We start from the raw sequence: 17,175 nt of genomic DNA on the forward strand, positions 1-17,175 counted from the left end.
GCCTAGTCCGCCCGCGGCCGGGCTCGAGGACCGACGGTGAGACCCGCGCGGGCCGCGCGCTGTTCGCCCCAGTCGTAGAGCGCGGTGAGGACCGGGACGAGTGTGCGGCCCTCGTCGGTGAGGGTGTATTCGACCTGCGGAGGCACCGTGTCGAAGGTGGTGCGCCGGACCAAGCCGTCGGACTCCAGTTCGCGCAACTGCTGGACCAGCATCTTCTCGCTGGTGGTCGGCATCCGCCTGCGCAACTCGCCGTAGCGGTGCACGCCCTCCTTCAAGTGGGCCAGGATCACCGGCTTCCACTTGCCGCCGATCAGGTCGACGGTCACCTCCACGGCGCAGTTGTAGCGCTTGTCGGGCACCTGTCCTCCGGGTACTCACTGAAAAGTGCGTTCTTGTAACACTGTAATCATCGCGATTCCATGGATGCCGTTCGTATCGACCACCGCAGACATGGAGCGAAATATCGTGAAGGTCATCGTTTTCGACCGCTTCAAGCCAGGCGTCACCCTGGAGACGATCAACCCGTACCTGCCCGAGGAGGTCGCCAACGTGTGGCGGCTGTGGAAGGCGGGCATCGTCCGGGAGAACTACGCCCGCGCCGACGAGCCCGGCGTCGTGATCGTGTTCGAGGTCGACAGCGTCGAGGAGGCGCGGAAGTACGTCGCGGACTTCCCGCTCACCAAGGCCGGATACCTGGAATGGACGTTCGTCCCGGTGCAGGCGCCCTTGCCGCTGGAGGCGCTGATGGACCCGACCGTGGACGTCGCCGAGCCCTACGACCGGACCGCGTGAGCATGCGCCACGCCTTCGGCCTGAGCATCCCGCAGACCGTGCCGGATGCCTGCGATCCCGCGCGGATGGCGTTGCTCATCTACGACATGCAGGTCGGCATCGTGCGGCAGATTCCCGGCGGCGAGGAGATCGTGCGCGCGTGCGTGCGGCTGCGCGACGCCGCCCGGGCGGGGGGTTTCCGGGTGTTCTATACCCGGCACATGTCCCTGCCGGTGGCGGCGTCGGGCGTCGCCCAGTTGCGCACCGCGATGTCCTGGCAGCGGGTGGACGACCCGGGGGACGTGCGTTCGAGCTTCCCGCAGGGTTCGCCGCAATTCCACTTGGTGCCCGAGTTGACGCCGGGTCCGGACGAGGTGGTGTTCGACAAGATCACCATGTCGGCGTTCGCGGCCACTCCGCTGGACTTCGCGCTGCGCGACTGCGGCATCGACACCTACGCCGTGGCGGGCATCGCCATGGAGGTGGGCATCGAGCCGACGGTTCGGCACAGCCTTGACCTGGGTTATCTGCCGATCATCGTCACCGACGCGTGCGGTGCGGGTCATCCGGCGGCGGCCGAAAGATCGCGTGCCACTCTCGAATTCACCGGCGGATCGCTCACCACGGACACCGCCGCGCTGACCGAGGCCATGCGTCGGCACGCCCACTGACGCGGCGGTCCGCGCCCTGCGGTGGAGTCTTGGCGGCACCGGTCAACGTCTGGAAGCGATCGACGAACCGGCGCAAGGCGAGCCGGTCTTCGTCGCCGAGCCCGTTCGTGGTCGTGATGGTGACCTCGGTGCCGGAGCGGATTCGCAGGACATCCCAGGCCACCGGCAGGACGGGCGCGTGCACACTGCGCCCGTTGCTGCTGACCGTGATGGACGAACGGTACGAGCCCGGAATGAATGCCAGGTCTTCGGCGATCTCGGCCGTGAGCGGTCCCTGTGCGCGAAATTGCTCGACGTACATTCTTCCCCCTCGGCACGTCGCCATCAGTTTTCGGCCAAGGGTAGACCGGCGGACCTCGTCATGGACGACGATCCGCCGCCCTGCCCACGGTCCGGTCTCGATCAGTGGCGTGTCGAGCGGTGCGGGAGATCTCGCCCTGCCGCGGTGTCATCGCGCCCGTCGAGCGGATCGAGCGCGTCGTGTGCGAGGGTCCCCGACATCGGGCAGGTGCACTGATATTCGTTTGCTATGACGACGCCAGATGAGTTCGATTTCGATGTCACCTATCGGGGCACCGGCGGCCCGTTCGGGCCGGGTGTCAAACCGCCGTGGAGTATCGGCGAACCCCAACCCGAGCTCGCCGCCCTGATCGAGCAGGGCAAGTTCCACGGCGACGTGCTCGACGTCGGCTGCGGGGAGGCGGCGATCTCGCTGTACCTGGCCGAGCGGGGTTACCAGATCGTGGGATTGGATCTGTCGCCGACCGCGGTCGAGTTGGCGCGGGCCGAGGCGGCCCGGCGCGGCTTGACGAACGCTTCGTTCGAGGTCGCCGACATCACTTCTTTCACCGGCTACGACGGCCGCTTCGGCACCATCGTCGACAGCACGCTGTTCCATTCGATCCCGGTCGAGTCGCGGGATGGTTACCAGCAGGCGATCGTCCGCGCTGCCGCGCCGGGCGCGTCGTACTTCGCGCTCGTGTTCGACCGCGCGGGCCTGCCCGAAGTGCCCCAGCCGGGGCCATCGCCGGTCACCGCCGACGAGCTTCGGGAGGTGGTGTCGAAGTATTGGACGATCGATGAGATCAGGCCGGCGCGAATTCACGCCAACTTGCCCGCGGAGTTGCCCGAGGGCGCGCCTGTCCGGTTCGAAGGGATACGCGACGAGCCCGGCGGCCGCAAGTCGGTTCCGGCCTGGCTACTGTCGGCCCACCTGGGCTGATTCTCCGACAGCGAAGTCGCGAGGTGCGTCGCCCGGGCGAGGGACATCGCCAGGCATCGAAGTGGCCGGGTTTCCTATGTGCTGGTCTCGAGCTGCACCGGATCAAAAGCTTCACCGGCATTGCCTAGGCTCGACCGCATGCGTAGATGGATGGACCGGGCATTGCTCGGTGCGGGGTGGTGCGCAGTAGCCGCAGGCGCCATCGGGATAGCGTTGCACTTCGGGGCGTGGCAGCGGCGAGTGCTGGTGTTGCTCGCGTCGGGAGCGTCGTACTTCATGGTCGGCGCGATCGTCGGCCTGGTGCTCTTGCTGATCGCGCGCGGGTGGCGCAGTGCCGCTGTCGCCGGGGTGCTGGCCGCGGCGACGCTGTGGACGCTGGTGCCCGCGTTCGTGCCGCAGGGCCGGGCAGCCAACGGTCCGAAGCTGACCGTCATGCAGTCGAATCTGCTGTTCGGCGGCGCCGACCCGGCCGCCGTGGTGCGCGCGGTGCGCGACGACCGGGTCGACGTGCTGACCGTGGACGAACTGACCGACGCCGCGCTGGAGCGGTTGGCGGGCGCGGGCCTGCTCGGTGAACTGCCTTACCACTACACCGAGCCCACCCGCGACGGCGGTGGCGGCACCGGCATCTACAGCCGATATCCGCTGCGGGACACCAAGAAATACGACGGATACATCCTCAACAACATCTCCGCGACGATGGATCACCCCGAACGGGGACCGATCACCGTCTTCGCGTTCCATCCGGTCCCGCCGCCGTTCGATTTTCCCGCGTGGCAGACGGAGATGCGCAAGACCAGGGAAATCCTCGAGGCGCAACGGGGCCCGGCGATCGTGGGCGCGGATTTCAACGCGACCCGTGACCACACCGCCTTCCGCGACCTGCTGCGCGGAAGCTTCGCCTCGGCGGCCGACCAGGCGGGCGCCGGCCTGCTGCCGACCTTCCCCGCCGACCGCGCGTGGGGACCGGTGATCGGCATCGACCACATCCTGCTCGCCGACGCCACCGCCGAAGAGGTGCGCACCCTCTCGGTCCCCGGCTCCGACCATCGAGCGCTGCTCTCCCACATCCACCTTCAGTGACCCCACACCGTCATGCGCCCACGGACCACGCGGGACGGCCGCCACATCGAACTTCGCCGCGAGCAGGTCGCGATGCACCCCCGCCGACTTCTGGTGATCCTCGATTGTCGCGCTGAGGCCGCTCCCATCATCGACCGCGCCGAATTCCCTGCTGTGCGCATGACCGGGCGTGAAAGTGCTGTGCGCCTTGCGGTTCCGGAGACGTTCGTGGCGCTGTGATGCGCGCAGCGCGCTCGCGGCGATTACGATGTGAGCGCTCGGCGAGCCCGAGACGCGGTACTCGGGGAGGCGAGTTCGATGAGGAAGTACAGGCGATTCGGTGTGGCCGTGCTCGCGGTGGTGGCGCTGGTGTCGGCCGGATGCGCGCAGGGCGCGAACGACCATGCCGCACGGCAGGTCTCGCCGCCCGCCGACACCTGGGAACTGGCCGGGTCGATGACGGCATCGGGCCCGAACGGCCCCCGCAAGGGTGTGCCGGACGCGCCGCTCACGGCGGAGAACGGCGACGGCGGCGCCATCGACAAGCTCGCCCTCAATACCATCGCCGACGTGCAGGACTTCTGGACCAAGGAGTACCCCGCGCACTTCCCCGGCACGTTGAAGCCGGTGACCAGGTTCATCTCCTGGGACGCCAAGGCGCCCAGAACGCAGTCGGTCAAGTTCTGCAAGTCCGACACCTACCAGGTGGTGAACGCGGCCTACTGCGGCGGTGACCACACCATCGGCTGGGACCGGGGTGTCCTGCTGCCGAAACTGGTGCAGAAGTACGGCGAGATGGCGGTGGTGATGGTGCTCGCTCATGAGTACGGGCACGCCATCCAAGGGCAGGCCAGACTCGCGGGCCTGCTGACCCCGCCGCTCGTGCAGGAACAGCAGGCGGACTGCCTCGGCGGTGTCTTCCTGCGCCATGTGGCCGAGGGGAATTCGGCGCACTTCACGCTCAACACCACCGACGGCCTCAACGCCGTGCTCGGCGCCACGGTGGCGGTGCGCGACCGGGACCCGAACGATCCGGACAACGTCCACGGCTCGGCCTTCGAGCGGGTGACGGCGGTGCAGATCGGTTACACCGACGGCGCCGACGGGTGTAAGAAGATCACCAGGAAGGAGATCGCCCAGCGCCGCGGCAATCTCCCCACCACCTTCGAGCCCGGTGAGGAGCAGGCGCAACTTCCGGTGGACGCCGCCGCGCTGACCAGCCTGAGCCAGGCGCTGACCAAGATCTTCCCGGTGACGCGGACGCCACAGTTCGACTACTCCGGGGTCGGCCGCGGTTGCTCGGACGGCACCGTCAGCCGGCCGGTGTCGTACTGCCCGAGCGCGAACCGGATCGGCACGGACGTGCCCGCCTTGGCCCGCCGCGGCGGAACGATGACCGACGGCGACCCGCTGTCGGCGGTCGTGGACGGCGACTACAACGCGTTCGTCGTCTTCGTCTCGCGCTATGTGCTCGCGGTGCAACAGGATCGCAAGCTCTCGCTGACCGGCGCGGAGACGGCGGGCCTGCGCACCGCATGCCTCAGCGGCGTGGTGACCACCAAGTTGAGCGAGCCGGGCAGCGACCCGCACCTGTCCGCGGGCGATCTGGACGAAGCGGTCTCCGGCCTGCTCGCCGACGGCGCGGCGGCCGCCGACGTGAACGGAAAGGTAGTGCCGAGCGGCTACCAGCGGCTCGAAGCGTTCCGCACCGGCGTCCTGGACGGTGAGAGCGCGTGCCTGGCCAAGTTCCGGTAGTCGTTACACCGGCAGCGATCGCAGGGAGCTGAGCGTGCTCGCCAGCGCGCGGGCCGCCTCGGCGCCCTTGGTGACGAAATGCTCGGTGAAGTACGTGACGTGCTCGCTGTGCTCGTGGAAGTGGTGCGGGGTGAGCACGACCGAGAACACCGGCACGTCCGTGTCCAGCTGGACCCGCATCAGCCCGTCGATCACCGCCGAGGCCACGAAATCGTGCCGGTAGATGCCGCCGTCCACCACCAGCGCGGAGGCGACGATCGCGGCGTACCGGCCGGAATGCGCCAGGCGCTTGGCGTGCAGCGGGATCTCGAAGGCACCCGGCACCTCGTAGACATCGATGCCGGCGGGATCGAAACCGAGGTCGGTGTATTCGGTGCGGAAGCCCTCGTACGCCTTACCGACGATCGAGCTGTGCCAGCTGGCACGGATGAACGCGATGGATCCGGTAGTACTCATGGCGAGATTCTACTTTCCGGTAAGGTGCGCTTCCAGCCAGCCGACGACGTCGTCGAGCACCTTCTGCTGCTCGGGCTCGTTGAACACCTCGTGGTAGAGGCCCTCGTAGCGGATCACCGTGAGGTCCTCCGACCCGGCGCCCCGCTCGATGAGATCGGAGCTGGACGGCGCGGCGATCGCGTCGGCGGTGCCGTGCAGCACCAGCAGCGGCACGGTGACCTTCGCCAACCGCTGCTTGACCGTATTCGTCGCGCTCAGCATCTCGGCGCCGGTGCGTGCGGGCAGCATGCCGCGATAGACCAGCGGATCATTGTCGTAGGCCGTGACAACCGCCGGGTCCCGGCTGATCTGCGACGAATCCAGTTTCAGCACACCCAGATTCGGGGTGAACCTGCTCAACACCGGTGCGAGCACGCGCTGCACCGGATTGCCCACCGGGATGTCCAGCGGCGGGGCGGACAACACGATGCCCGCCACGTCGATCGGCTCGCGGGTGGCCAGATACAGGGTGATCAGGCTGCCCATCGAGTGCGCGACCAGGAAGCGCGGCACGCCGGGCTGCTCTCGGGTCGCGATGTCCAGCATGGCGGCGACGTTGTCCGCGGCGCCCGCCATGGAGCCGATGTTGGCCTTGCTGCCGGCGGATTTCCCGTGCCCGATGTGATCGAGCGCGTAGACCGCGAAACCGGCGGCGACCAGACGCTGTCCCACATGGGCATAGCGGCCGGAATGCTCGGCCACGCCGTGCACCAGGACGATCACGCCCCGCGCCGCGCCCTCCGGCAGCCACGCCCGCCAGGCGACTCCGCTGCCGGCACCGTCGAACTCGCCGGACTCGGTGCGAATCGCGGACGGCTCGGTTGGCGCGGTGTCGCCCGCCGTCGGCTCGGTCGTCATCCCTGCGCTCCTGACGTCGATGGCGCGCCGACCGTCGCGAAATGCTCGATCAGCCGCCGGTTGAACTCGATGAGTCGAGCGTAGTTGACTCGCGAGATGCGCTCGTCGGTTCCGTGGATCGAGGCCAGGTCGCGCTCGTCCAGCACGATCGGGGCGAAATTGCACCGGGTGCCCGCCAGATCGTCGTAGTGCCTGGAGTCGGTGGCGCCGGGCACGATGCCGGTGGTCACCGCGATGCCGGGGACGACGGCGCGGGCGAGATCGGCGATCAGATCGAATGCGGGGCCTGGCCGCGTGATCCGCGACGGTTCCGACGACATGCCTACCAGATCGAATCGAATCCCCTTGTCGCGCACAACTTTCCGGCAGTGCGCCAGCACCGAGGCGACGGTGTCGCCGGGCAGGATGCGGAAGTTCACCATGGCCTCGGCCCGCTGGGGCAACACGTTCGCCCGCACTCCGCCGCGGATCACCGTCGGCGCCGTGGTGGTGCGCACCATCGCTTCGGTCTGCGGCTGGGCCGCCATCACCCGGGTGACCACCGGTGCGGCGAGATTCGCCAGGCCCAGCAGCATTCGCCGCGGCGCGGGCATGACCTCGCGCACCCTGGTCAGCATATCCGCGATCACCGGGGTCAGGCGCAGCGGCATCGGATGGTCCTGGATGCGGCCCACCGCCCGCGCGATCCGGCCGACCGCCGTCTGCCTGCCCGGCATGGACGAGTGCCCGCCGACCTCGGTGACCGACAACCGGACCGTCGCGTAGCCCTTCTCCCCGAGCATGATCGTCGCAACCGGCTGCCGCACGCCATCGACGACGCCCGCGGTGATCACCCCGCCCTCGTCCAGCAGTAGCTCGGCGCGCACGCCCGCCTGCCGCAGATGCTCGGCCATGCGCTCGGCGCCCTCGCCGCCGAAGACCTCCTCGTCGTGCCCGAAAGCCAGGTACACGGTGTGCCGGGGGCGCAGGCCCGCGGCGAGCGCCGATTCGGCCGCCTCCAGGATGGCGAGCACGCGGCTCTTGTCGTCGATCGCCCCGCGGCCCCAGATGAACTCGTCGTCCACCACTCCCGCGAACGGCGGGTGGGTCCAACGCTGGGCGTCGTCCACCGGGACCACGTCCTGATGCGCGAGCATGATCGCGGCCACCCGGTCCGGGTCGGCGCCCGGCCAGCGGTAGAGCCTGCTGTGCGCGAACTTCCGCAGTTCGAGTTCGGCGTGCACCCGGGGGAACGACGTCCGCAGGTGCGCGTCGAGGCGGTCGAACGCCGCGCTGTCGGTGTCGCGCGGGTCGTCGGTGGACACCGTCGCGCACCGCAGCGCGGTGGCGAGGCGTTCGGCGGTCAGGTCGTCGACCGGCTCCGTCATCGGTCACCGGTGCGGTCGGGCAGATTCATGGACACCGTTGCATTGTTCAACATGCTCGGGTCGAGGGCGATGGTCTTCTCGTTTCGCCACTTCACGATGCCTTCGGTGAGCTCGCCCGGCAGATCGGGACGGCGCGTCGCGGTCAACAAGGGCAACTCGATGCTCGCGGAGGACACCGTGACTGCGGCGAGGGCGGGGGAGTGCGACCACACGTCGTCGACCACGTCGGTGATCCGCACGCCGATCCGGTGGCCCGCGGCGATCGGCCAGTCCTGCGCGAGCAGCCTGACCTCGGCGGTGTCGCGGACCGGGGCGATCCCTCGGGTGATGACGGTCGCGCGCAGGTCGGGCGCGATGTCATAGAGCTCGACCGCGACCGTCGCTTTCGGCGGGCCGCCGAGCCGGAGGGTGGCGGTGGGAATGCCGGAAAGATGCTGCTCGCCGGTCAGCGGCGCGGAGAGCGACCAGATCTCGCGATCGGGTCCGGGAATCAACCCGCGATCGGTGTAATCGCCGGTCCGCAGCTCGACCGGAACCCGCCGGGCGTCGGCGGGCGGCCAGGCGGTCTCCGCGCGCCAGCGGCCGTCGAACTGGCCGACGGTGATCCGCGGGCCGGGTACCCGCACGTCGCGGGCGGCGACGTGCTTGTCGAAGAACGCGAGCAACTCGGTGTCGAAGTGGGGCGTGCCGCATTTGTCGTGGCAGGTGCGGTGTCCCCACTGGCCGAACCAGGCGCGGTGCTCGCCGGGCCCGAGGCCGTTCCACAGATCGAGCACACGGTAGGCACGGGTGTTGTAGTCGACGAAGCCTTGACCGAGGAACAGCGGAATCGTGGCGCCGCGCAGCCGCGCGACGAGGTCGCGATCGCGCCAGAACGCGGTGTCGGGGTTGTGGTCGCCGATCTGGGTCAGGTACTGCCGGTAGCACTGCCACGGCAACTGCGTCGCGTTCGCCTGATATTCGCCAGAGTCTTCCGGACGCGGTGGAGTGGAGGCGATCAGCAGGTGCTCGAGTCCCGCGAAGTCGGCGGGACGCACGCCGCTCTCGGTGATCGGTTTGCCGGAGAACTTCCACGAGACGCCCTGCATGTACAGGTAGGAGTACGGGTCGACGACCGGCTCGAACGCGCCCACCGCCGCGAGGCCCTTCGGGGCGGCGGCCAGGCCCATCAGGCCGGTCCAGGCTTCGTACGACGTGCCGAACAGCCCGACCCTGCCGGTGGACCACGGCTGGCTCGCCGCCCACTCCACGGCCGTGGCGACGTCGGCTCGTTCCCCCGCCCCGCCGAAGTCCGGGCAACCGTTGGAGCCGCCGAACCCGCGCAGGTCGACGATGACGTAGGTGTAGCCCGCGTTCAGGAACAGGTCGGCGGTGAGGTTGTCGGTGGACGGGCCGCCGGTCAGGCGCGGCTCGCTCAGATAGGCCAGGTGCGCCCGATACGGACTGACGGTCAGGATGACGGGTGTGCGGGTGTCGTCGGAGACACCGGCCGGGCGCAGGATGTCCGCGTGCAGCCGGGTGCCGTCCGTGCCGTCGATGAACGATTGCTTCCACTGATAGGGCACCGGCAGCGGTTCGGCGACCGCTCGCATCGGGGTGAACGCGGCCAACAGCAACAACAGGCCGCAGAGGGCACGAGACAGGACGACTCGTTCGATCACCATAGGACTATCGACTGTGCCCGGACGGCCGTCCAGCCCCCGGAACCGGGGTGGTCGTCCAGTAGCCGGTCGACCGCCATCCGGTGTTCATCCGGACCGGCCAGCATCGAGGCCATGCCGGAGCGCGGTTTCGGGTCCGTCGACTCGGTAGGGACGGTCGGTTCGGCGTTGTCGGCCGCGTTCCTGTTCGCGGTATCGGCGTTCCTGCAACAAGGCGCTGCCAGGCAGGCGGCCACCGCGTCCGGGCAGGGACGATTCCTGGTGATCGCCGCGATCGCTCGTCGTCTGATCACCGACCGCCGCTGGCTGGCCGGACAGGGCGCGAACGTGGCCGGATTCGTCGTGCACGCCGTCGCGCTGCGCTTCGGCGCCATCGCGGTGGTGCAGGCGCTGCTGGTCGCGCAGTTGTTGTTCGCGCTGCCGTTCGCGGCGGTGCGGCGTGGTCGCGCGCTGCTCGCCAGAGACTGGGCGGGGACGTCGGCGGTGCGCACGGAGCTGCTCCCGGGGGCGTGCGCGGGGGTGGTCGGCACGGTCGTCGTGTTGTCCGGTCTGTCCCGGACGGTCCGCTCCACCCAGGTGCGGTCCGCGCTGGTGGCGGTGGCGGCGGGCTGCTGTTTCGCCACCACGGCGGTCCTCGTCATGGTGGCGACGAGGACGCTGCCGCATCCGAGCTGGGCACTGCTGGGTATCCCGGTGTCCACCGTCCTCGGCGGCATCCTGACCCAGGAGGCGTACGCACGCGGGTCACTGCCCACGGCGCTGACCGCGATGACGATCACCGACCCGGTGCTGAGCTACGTGGCCGGTCTCACGCTCTTCACCGCGACGATCCACCCGCGCCCGGCGCTGCTGGCCTGCGCGGCGACCGCGGTGATCGTCGGTGTCGCGCTGCTGGCGAATTCGCCGACGCTGCACGACGAGCGGGAGCTGCCGGCGGACGCGACCCGCCCGGCGATACGGGCGAAGGCCGGGTGAACTCCGGCGCAATGCTGATCGGAGGAAGGGGATCCGACGGGCACGAGCGAGGCGAACCACCGGGCCGATGCGGGTATCCGGCGCGACACCGGTCGCTGGGCATCCTGCGCGGTCGGAACGGCGAATCATCCGCCGGGAGCGGCATTCGCACGCCGAGGCGCGGTGACCCGCACTCGGGGTCAGCGCACTTGCCTTTGCCCGGCTCGTCGACGCCGGGAGTTGCTGCGCGGAATCGGCGGCGCGCAGGCCGACGCCCCGGGCAGGTGACTTCAGCGGTTGAACCAGCGCGATCGTGCCAACGCCGGGGTGTTCCCTCAGGCCGAGCGGGCCGGAGTCTCGTAGTCGGCGTAGAGCGCGAGCATGCTCTCCACCGTCGCCGACCACGGAAAGCGTTCCGCCGCGGCACGGGCCGCGCGACGACGCTGGCCCGCGGGCAGGGCGAGCAGTTCACGCACGCCGTCGGCGAGGCCGCGCGGTGTCCCGTCGCAGACGAGGCCGGAGCCGGGGTCGCCGACGAGTTCGCGAGCCGCGCCCGCCGCGGGAACGACCACCGGAGTCCCGCAGGCGAGCGCCTCCAGCACGGCGAGGCCGAAAGTCTCGGCGGGGGAGGGAAACACGGCGATGTCGGCCTCGGCGACCAGGGCGGCCATCGCGGTCCGGTCGGTGAGATGGCCGTGGAAGACGACCGGAAGCCCTGCCGCCAGCTGCTCCAGGCGAGAACGCAGCGGGCCGTCCCCGATGACCGGCAGCACGCAGCGCACACCGGATTCGACCAGGACGCGGACCGCCCGGATGGCGCGTTCGGCTCGTTTCTCCCGGGACAACCTGCTCACCAGGACCAGCCGCACCGGATCGTCGGAGCGGTCGTCGCGCCGGTTCTCGGTCGATGGGCGAAAGGTCGTGAGGTCGACGCCGAGCGGGATCCTGCGTACATTGCGCGCGCCGACCCGGTCGAACTCGGCGGTGGCGAAACGTGAAGTGACCACGACCTTCTCGGCGCGCACCCATAGCCGTCGGTTGGCCAGGTCGGCCGCGGCGGTGAGCGGGAAGCCGCGCGGCACCCGCGAGCGCAGGATGGGGTCGATGCGTTCGTGCGAGAACAACACCAGCGGAACGCCCGCGCCCCGCGCGCCCACGGCGCCAGCCAGCGGACGCTGAGTTTGTCGCTGCACTCGAGGACGTCAGGGGCCAGCCGGTCGAGCACGGCACGGGTGCGCCGGGCGGTGAGCACGTGGTAGCCGGCGTCGCCGAACTTGGTGCTGCGCACGGTGATCCGATGCCCGGACGCGGTGTGCTCGTCGGCGTCGCGCGGACCGGGCACGACGAGGACCCGGTCGTGACCCGCCGCCGAATAGCCGCGCCCCATCTCGTCGAGGCATGTGCGCAAACCGCCGGAGGCGGGGGTGTAGAAGTTGGCGATCTGCACGATGCGCACTAGTCGACCGCCGATCCGACCAGCTCGCGATAGGTGATCGCGTGCGCGCCGGTGTGCAGCACCGCGTCGATGGCGCGCAGCGTGGTGTCGCGCAGGCCCGGTCTGCTCAGATCGTCGGGATGCAGCGCCAGCCGGACCAGCCCGCCGCGTCCGGCGATGCGGCGCGCCGCCGTCTCCAGCATCGCCGCGCCGAACCGCTCGGACCAGCCGCCGCCCGGCCGGTGCGAGAGCGCGAACCCGCGGAACCGGCGTCCGGTGCGCAGTTGCTCGGCGCCGAAGTGGGAGGTGGTGTAGGTGAACCCCGCCGCGCGCAACGCCTGTTTCGCGCCGGGCGAGGCGAGCCAGCCCGGCGGCGTGAAACCGGTAGTCGGCAGACCGGCTTCGATCATACTTCGGTGGCGGCGCGCAGTTTGACGGTGGCCGTGCCGACGTCGACGGCGGCGAACTCGGCCGCGCCGCGCGCCACCGCGTGCGCTACCGCGCGGCGCGGCCAACCACCCTCGGGCCCCGCCCGGTGCGACCACCCGTGCACCAAGACGTCGTCACCGGCCTGCCTGCGCTCCCGCAGGAACGCCGCGTAGTCGGGTTCGTCGGCCAACCGCCTGCCCCGCCACGGCCCCGGTATCACCAACAACGACACGGGAATTCCGAACCGATCGGCATCGGCGCACCAGCGCGCCGTCTCCGCCGCACTCGCCGGTGCGACGTCATGGACGCTCACCACCAACCGCGCACACACGTCGGGGAAGCTAACACCGCCCGGTGGCCGCCAGCTGAACAGCGCGGTGCACTCGGCTGAAAGATGCGTTGGGTTCCCCACCCGATACCGCTCCTACTCGTCCCACGCCGGACTCCATGCGGCCGAGACGAAATCCATAGCGCGATTCCTAGCGCGAACCCGAACGCTACGGTCTCCCATACGAAAGCATTCCGCCGGACGTATTCCTGCGCTGGCGGAAAACGCCGGGGCGGAAACGAAAATCTCAATTGGCGCTCGGTTTCCGCCGCCTGATCCGTGCGCGCCGCGTCGGCCCGACTCGGTGTCGCCGGTGGAGACGCCGCAGGTCCGGGTGGTGCTCGGCCGAGAGCCGATATGGGATATGGCAAACGGCTATAGCCCGAATGAACTACGCAACGTTGCAACGAGTTTCGTCTGGTGTCCCGGCCGGGTCGGCGTATGATCAGGCCAGTGCGAATACCCGGGGGAAGAATGAGCGAGCCGGCGACAGCGGACTGGGAACGGTTCGTGCAATCGCTGGCGCACTGCCTCTCGGAGCTGCCCTCGCGGGCAACCCTGATCATCGCCGCCCCCGGAAATCGCTATGTCCAATTTGTCCAATACGACATCAAATTGTCCGCCGAACTGGCCGGGAACAATTACCTGAGCAACCCGATCCCGGAGACCGCCGCGCAGGAGTTGCGCGCACTGGGCTGGCACGAGCCCGCGGATCGGCACGACGCGGACAACTGGACCAGGATCCTCTTCTGGCCCATCGCGCCGAGTAGCTTGCTCGAGTTCGCGCGCTCGGTCGCCGTCGGCCTGCGCGACGCCCTGGGTGTGGCGGCGCCGGTCGAGTTGCGCGCGATGGGCTGGACCGAGGCCTCGGGTGACCTGGATCTCACCGTGCTCGGATCGATCGCGCGCCGCGGGTAGCGCCCGGTCGGCCCGCTGTCCCACGGCGAAGCCGCTACTACCTGGGCACTATCCTGAGAGTCATGGCAGCAGGTAAGCCCACCAAGGAAGCGAAGGCCGCGGCGAAGGCGGCCCGCAAGCAGCAGTCGAGAGAACGCCGCAAGCAGTTGTGGCAGGCGTTCCAGATGCAGCGCAAGGAAGACAAGCTGCTGCTGCCGCTGATGATCGGCGCCCTGGTCGGCATCACCGCCGTCTTCGCCGTCATCGGCCTGATCTTCGGGCTGACCTGGTTCCTGATCCCGCTGGGTGTGGTGCTCGGCGCGCTGGCGGCGTTCATCATCTTCGGCAGGCGGGTGCAGAAGAGCGTCTACCGCAAGGCCGAGGGGCAGGCGGGCGCCGCGGCCTGGGTGCTGGACAACCTCCAGGGCAAATGGCGGGTGAGCAACGGCATCGCCGCCACCACGCAGCTGGACGCGGTGCATCGGGTGATCGGCCTGCCCGGCGTGGTGCTGGTCGCCGAGGGCTCCCCGCAACGGGTCAAGTCGCTGCTCGCCCAGGAGAAGAAGCGCACGGCTCGGCTGATCGGCGACACTCCGATCTACGACGTCGTCATCGGCAACGACGAAGGCCAGATTCCGCTCAAGGAGCTGCAGCGTTACCTCACCAAGCTGCCGCGCAACATCGACGCCAAGCGGATGGACCTCATCGAAGGCAGGCTGGCCGCCCTCAGTGCGCGCAGCGGGCCCGCCCTGCCGAAGGGGCCGATGCCCGCGGGCGCCAAGATGCGCGGCGTGCAGCGCACCATCCGCCGCCGCTGACCTGCTCGCTCGAAAGGCCCGCCGCCCCGCCCGGGGTGCGGGCCTTTCCGCTCGTTACCGCGCGGGTCGGAAGATCAGCGTGAACGCACCAGCGCCGTTCCGGTCGCGCGATCGTGCATGCCGCGCCCGTCGGCGTCGGTGAACAGCGCGGGCACCACGAACACCAGCAGCACCTGCCTGGCCAGCGCCCGGACGAAGCCGACCGGCGCAGCCGCGTCGATGCGCACCGTGCGCAGCCGCAGGAAATACTGCCCCGGCGTGAACCCGAAGAGCGTGACGGCGCCGACGCCGATGACGAACCAGATCAACAGCGTCAAGCTCGACGCCGAACCGCTGCGCGTGATCAGCGCCGCGATGCCGAGGGCGATCAGCCAGTCCACGAACAGGGCGGCGATGCGGCGGCCCATACCGGCCAGCGAGCCCGCTCCGGCCTTCGGCAGGCCGAGTTGCGCGCCGGGGAACTCGGTGGTTGCCGGGCCACCGGAGTCGGCAGGAGGTCCGGAGAGCCAGGAGCCGGTGATGCGTGCCATGCACCCCAGAATAGGCGCGCCCGGACCGGCGCCCGGTACCGCATAAACGGAGTTCAGCCTCACCGCGCACCGCGGCGCGGGCAGGACTACCATGCATTTCGAGTCATGGTGGTCAGCACCACGCTGCCGGACGCACGTGTAACACCGGCGAAACAAATCCTTGACTGCAGGGAAACACGGCATCCATAGCGTCTGGTCGCGACGAACCCATGCAAGCGACACTGGCTGGGAACCGATCCGTAAGGAGAACAAGTGACGTTCAGCACGGCCGACGAGGTCATCAAATTCATCGCTGATGAGGACATCGAGTACGTCGACATCCGGTTCAGCGACCTGCCCGGTGTGCAGCAGCATTTCTCGATTCCGGGAAAGGCCTTCACCACCGACCTCGCCGAGGAAGGGCTAGCGTTCGACGGCTCCTCCGTCCGTGGGTTCCAGTCCATCGACGAGTCGGACATGCTGCTGCTGCCCGACTTCTCCACCGCGCGTGTCGACCCGTTCCGCGCCGCCAAGACGCTGAACCTCAACTTCTTCGTGCACGACCCGTTCACCCGGGAGGCCTACAGCCGCGACCCGCGTAACGTCGCGCGCAAGGCGGAGGAGTACCTGCGCTCCACCGGCATCGCCGACACCGCGTACTTCGGCCCCGAGGCGGAGTTCTACATCTTCGACTCGATCCGCTACGACTCGGCCATGAACGGCGCCTTCTACGAGATCGAGTCGGTCTCGGGCTCCTGGAACACCGGCGCGGAGTTCAACCCGGACGGCACCCGCAACCGCGGCTACAAGGTCCGCAACAAGGGCGGCTACTTCCCGGTCGCGCCCTACGACCACTACGTCGACCTGCGCGACAAGATCTCGACCAACCTGCAGAACTCCGGCTTCGAGCTGGAGCGCGGCCACCACGAGGTCGGCACCGCCGGTCAGGCCGAGATCAACTACAAGTTCAACACCCTGCTCGCCGCGGCCGACGACCTGCAGCTGTTCAAGTACATCGTCAAGAACACCGCGTGGCAGGAAGGCAAGACCGTCACCTTCATGCCGAAGCCGCTCTTCGGTGACAACGGCTCGGGCATGCACGTGCACCAGTCGCTGTGGAAGGACGGCAAGCCGCTGTTCCACGACGAGGCCGGCTACGGCGGCCTGTCCGACCTGGCCCGCCACTACATCGGCGGCATCCTGCACCACGCGCCGTCGCTGCTGGCGTTCACCAACCCGACGGTGAACTCCTACCACCGCCTGGTCCCCGGCTACGAGGCCCCGATCAACCTGGTGTACTCGCAGCGCAACCGCTCCGCCGCGGTCCGCATCCCGGTCACCGGCAACAACCCGAAGGCCAAGCGCCTCGAGTTCCGCGCGCCGGACTCCTCGGGCAACCCGTACCTGGCCTTCGCCGCCATGATGATGGCCGGCCTGGACGGCATCAAGAAGAAGATCGAGCCGCTGGCCCCGGTCGACAAGGACCTCTACGAGCTCCCGCCGGAGGAGGCCAAGAACATCCCGCAGGCCCCCACCAGCCTCTCGTCGGTCATCGACCGCCTCGAGCAGGACCACGACTACCTCACCGAAGGCAACGTCTTCACCGAGGACCTGATCGAGACCTGGATCACCCTCAAGCGCGAGGGCGAGATCGCCCCGGTGAACCTGCGGCCGCACCCGTACGAGTTCGAGCTGTACTTCGACGTGTAAGCCTGACCTGCGGATTTACCCCTGATTCGGGCCTTCGGTACGCAGTGGGTACGCAGTAGACGGATTCGAGTCCATCCGCTCAGTGATCACAGCAGCGATCACCTGGCGGGTGGACTCGTCCGTATCCGGCCACAGATGTAATGGTGACGTCGGATATTGAAACTGTCTGAATGCCCCTTGGGCTGTGTGTCTGTCGTCGGTGTCATCGCGGTTGACAGGCTCGGATCAGCGAC

Annotated in this window: 19 protein-coding genes; 9 read left to right on the forward strand and 10 right to left on the reverse strand. The window is 69.0% G+C overall.

The window, feature by feature from the left end; translation table 11 throughout:
- Positions 1–2 precede the first annotated feature (2 nt).
- Complete coding sequence (locus ACWEO7_RS11845; RefSeq protein WP_450015137.1) at positions 3–359, reverse strand: winged helix-turn-helix transcriptional regulator; 357 nt, start codon at positions 357–359, stop codon at positions 3–5.
- Between the two features lie 106 nt (positions 360–465).
- Between ACWEO7_RS11845 and ACWEO7_RS11850 the strand changes: the two genes are divergently transcribed.
- Both ACWEO7_RS11850 and ACWEO7_RS11855 read left to right on the forward strand, forming a co-directional pair.
- Positions 466–792, forward strand: coding sequence for a hypothetical protein (locus tag ACWEO7_RS11850; RefSeq protein WP_452422858.1), 327 nt, complete (start codon positions 466–468; stop codon positions 790–792).
- 2 nt (positions 793–794) lie between these two features.
- Positions 795–1,442, forward strand: a complete 648-nt coding sequence (locus ACWEO7_RS11855) for a cysteine hydrolase family protein (protein ID WP_452422894.1) — start codon at positions 795–797, stop codon at positions 1,440–1,442.
- On the opposite strand, the gene ACWEO7_RS11860 is transcribed toward ACWEO7_RS11855, so the two are convergent.
- Positions 1,390–1,743, reverse strand: coding sequence for a hypothetical protein (locus ACWEO7_RS11860; RefSeq protein WP_452422859.1), 354 nt, complete (start codon positions 1,741–1,743; stop codon positions 1,390–1,392). The two genes, ACWEO7_RS11855 and ACWEO7_RS11860, sit on opposite strands and share 53 nt — an antisense overlap.
- Positions 1,744–1,971: 228 nt before the next feature.
- Between ACWEO7_RS11860 and ACWEO7_RS11865 the strand changes: the two genes are divergently transcribed.
- The 3 genes from ACWEO7_RS11865 (at position 1,972) to ACWEO7_RS11875 (ending at position 5,481) form a co-directional block, all read left to right on the forward strand.
- Positions 1,972–2,664 (forward strand): class I SAM-dependent methyltransferase, encoded by a 693-nt coding sequence (locus ACWEO7_RS11865; protein WP_452422861.1) that lies wholly within the window; start codon positions 1,972–1,974, stop codon positions 2,662–2,664.
- 138 nt (positions 2,665–2,802) lie between these two features.
- Positions 2,803–3,747 (forward strand): endonuclease/exonuclease/phosphatase family protein, encoded by a 945-nt coding sequence (locus tag ACWEO7_RS11870; protein ID WP_452422863.1) that lies wholly within the window; start codon positions 2,803–2,805, stop codon positions 3,745–3,747.
- Between the two features lie 297 nt (positions 3,748–4,044).
- Positions 4,045–5,481, forward strand: coding sequence for a metallopeptidase (locus ACWEO7_RS11875; protein ID WP_452422865.1), 1,437 nt, complete (start codon positions 4,045–4,047; stop codon positions 5,479–5,481).
- Positions 5,482–5,484: 3 nt separating this feature from the next.
- Here the strand turns inward: ACWEO7_RS11875 and ACWEO7_RS11880 are convergent, their stop codons facing one another.
- From ACWEO7_RS11880 to ACWEO7_RS11895, 4 genes are read right to left on the reverse strand one after another with little or no spacing between them, the layout of a single operon-like run.
- Entirely contained in the window at positions 5,485–5,937 is a 453-nt protein-coding gene (locus tag ACWEO7_RS11880; RefSeq protein WP_450015132.1) for a 6,7-dimethyl-8-ribityllumazine synthase, read from the reverse strand.
- A 9-nt stretch (positions 5,938–5,946) separates the two neighbouring features.
- Complete coding sequence (locus ACWEO7_RS11885) at positions 5,947–6,834, reverse strand: alpha/beta hydrolase (RefSeq protein WP_452422867.1); 888 nt, start codon at positions 6,832–6,834, stop codon at positions 5,947–5,949.
- Positions 6,831–8,201: a M20/M25/M40 family metallo-hydrolase gene (locus tag ACWEO7_RS11890; RefSeq protein WP_452422869.1), complete on the reverse strand. Its 1,371-nt coding sequence runs from the start codon at positions 8,199–8,201 to the stop codon at positions 6,831–6,833. The genes ACWEO7_RS11885 and ACWEO7_RS11890 overlap by 4 nt, the downstream gene beginning before the upstream one ends.
- Positions 8,198–9,865 carry a CocE/NonD family hydrolase gene (locus tag ACWEO7_RS11895; RefSeq protein WP_452422871.1) on the reverse strand — a complete coding sequence of 556 codons (1,668 nt, stop codon included), beginning with the start codon at positions 9,863–9,865 and terminating at the stop codon, positions 8,198–8,200. Before ACWEO7_RS11895 ends, ACWEO7_RS11890 begins: the two co-directional genes overlap by 4 nt.
- A 111-nt stretch (positions 9,866–9,976) precedes the next feature.
- Here ACWEO7_RS11895 and ACWEO7_RS11900 point away from each other — a divergent pair, with 111 nt between their 5' ends.
- The gene (locus tag ACWEO7_RS11900; protein ID WP_452422873.1) at positions 9,977–10,837 is read left to right on the forward strand and encodes a DMT family transporter; all 861 of its coding nucleotides are present in this window, start codon (positions 9,977–9,979) and stop codon (positions 10,835–10,837) included.
- Between the two features lie 314 nt (positions 10,838–11,151).
- Here the strand turns inward: ACWEO7_RS11900 and ACWEO7_RS11905 are convergent, their stop codons facing one another.
- From ACWEO7_RS11905 to ACWEO7_RS11915, 3 genes are all read right to left on the reverse strand, one after another.
- On the reverse strand, positions 11,152–12,009 hold the full coding sequence (locus ACWEO7_RS11905; protein ID WP_452422875.1) for a glycosyltransferase: 858 nt from the start codon (positions 12,007–12,009) through the stop codon (positions 11,152–11,154).
- 262 nt (positions 12,010–12,271) lie between these two features.
- The gene (locus tag ACWEO7_RS11910) at positions 12,272–12,661 is read right to left on the reverse strand and encodes a hypothetical protein (RefSeq protein ID WP_452422877.1); all 390 of its coding nucleotides are present in this window, start codon (positions 12,659–12,661) and stop codon (positions 12,272–12,274) included.
- Positions 12,658–13,011 (reverse strand): DUF2334 domain-containing protein, encoded by a 354-nt coding sequence (locus ACWEO7_RS11915; protein WP_452422879.1) that lies wholly within the window; start codon positions 13,009–13,011, stop codon positions 12,658–12,660. The genes ACWEO7_RS11910 and ACWEO7_RS11915 overlap by 4 nt, the downstream gene beginning before the upstream one ends.
- Positions 13,012–13,482: 471 nt before the next feature.
- Here ACWEO7_RS11915 and ACWEO7_RS11920 point away from each other — a divergent pair, with 471 nt between their 5' ends.
- Together ACWEO7_RS11920 and ACWEO7_RS11925 are read left to right on the forward strand one after the other, a co-directional pair.
- Positions 13,483–13,926 carry a TY-Chap domain-containing protein gene (locus tag ACWEO7_RS11920; RefSeq protein WP_355072834.1) on the forward strand — a complete coding sequence of 148 codons (444 nt, stop codon included), beginning with the start codon at positions 13,483–13,485 and terminating at the stop codon, positions 13,924–13,926.
- A gap of 62 nt (positions 13,927–13,988) precedes the next feature.
- Positions 13,989–14,723, forward strand: a complete 735-nt coding sequence (locus tag ACWEO7_RS11925; protein WP_452422881.1) for a DUF4191 domain-containing protein — start codon at positions 13,989–13,991, stop codon at positions 14,721–14,723.
- A gap of 74 nt (positions 14,724–14,797) precedes the next feature.
- On the opposite strand, the gene ACWEO7_RS11930 is transcribed toward ACWEO7_RS11925, so the two are convergent.
- Positions 14,798–15,253 (reverse strand): RDD family protein, encoded by a 456-nt coding sequence (locus ACWEO7_RS11930; protein ID WP_364427805.1) that lies wholly within the window; start codon positions 15,251–15,253, stop codon positions 14,798–14,800.
- Positions 15,254–15,505: 252 nt separating this feature from the next.
- Here ACWEO7_RS11930 and glnA point away from each other — a divergent pair, with 252 nt between their 5' ends.
- Positions 15,506–16,942, forward strand: coding sequence for a type I glutamate--ammonia ligase (gene glnA, locus ACWEO7_RS11935; RefSeq protein ID WP_355072839.1), 1,437 nt, complete (start codon positions 15,506–15,508; stop codon positions 16,940–16,942).
- Positions 16,943–17,175: the final 233 nt, after the last annotated feature.

The organism is Nocardia sp. NPDC004260, assembly GCF_053603155.1.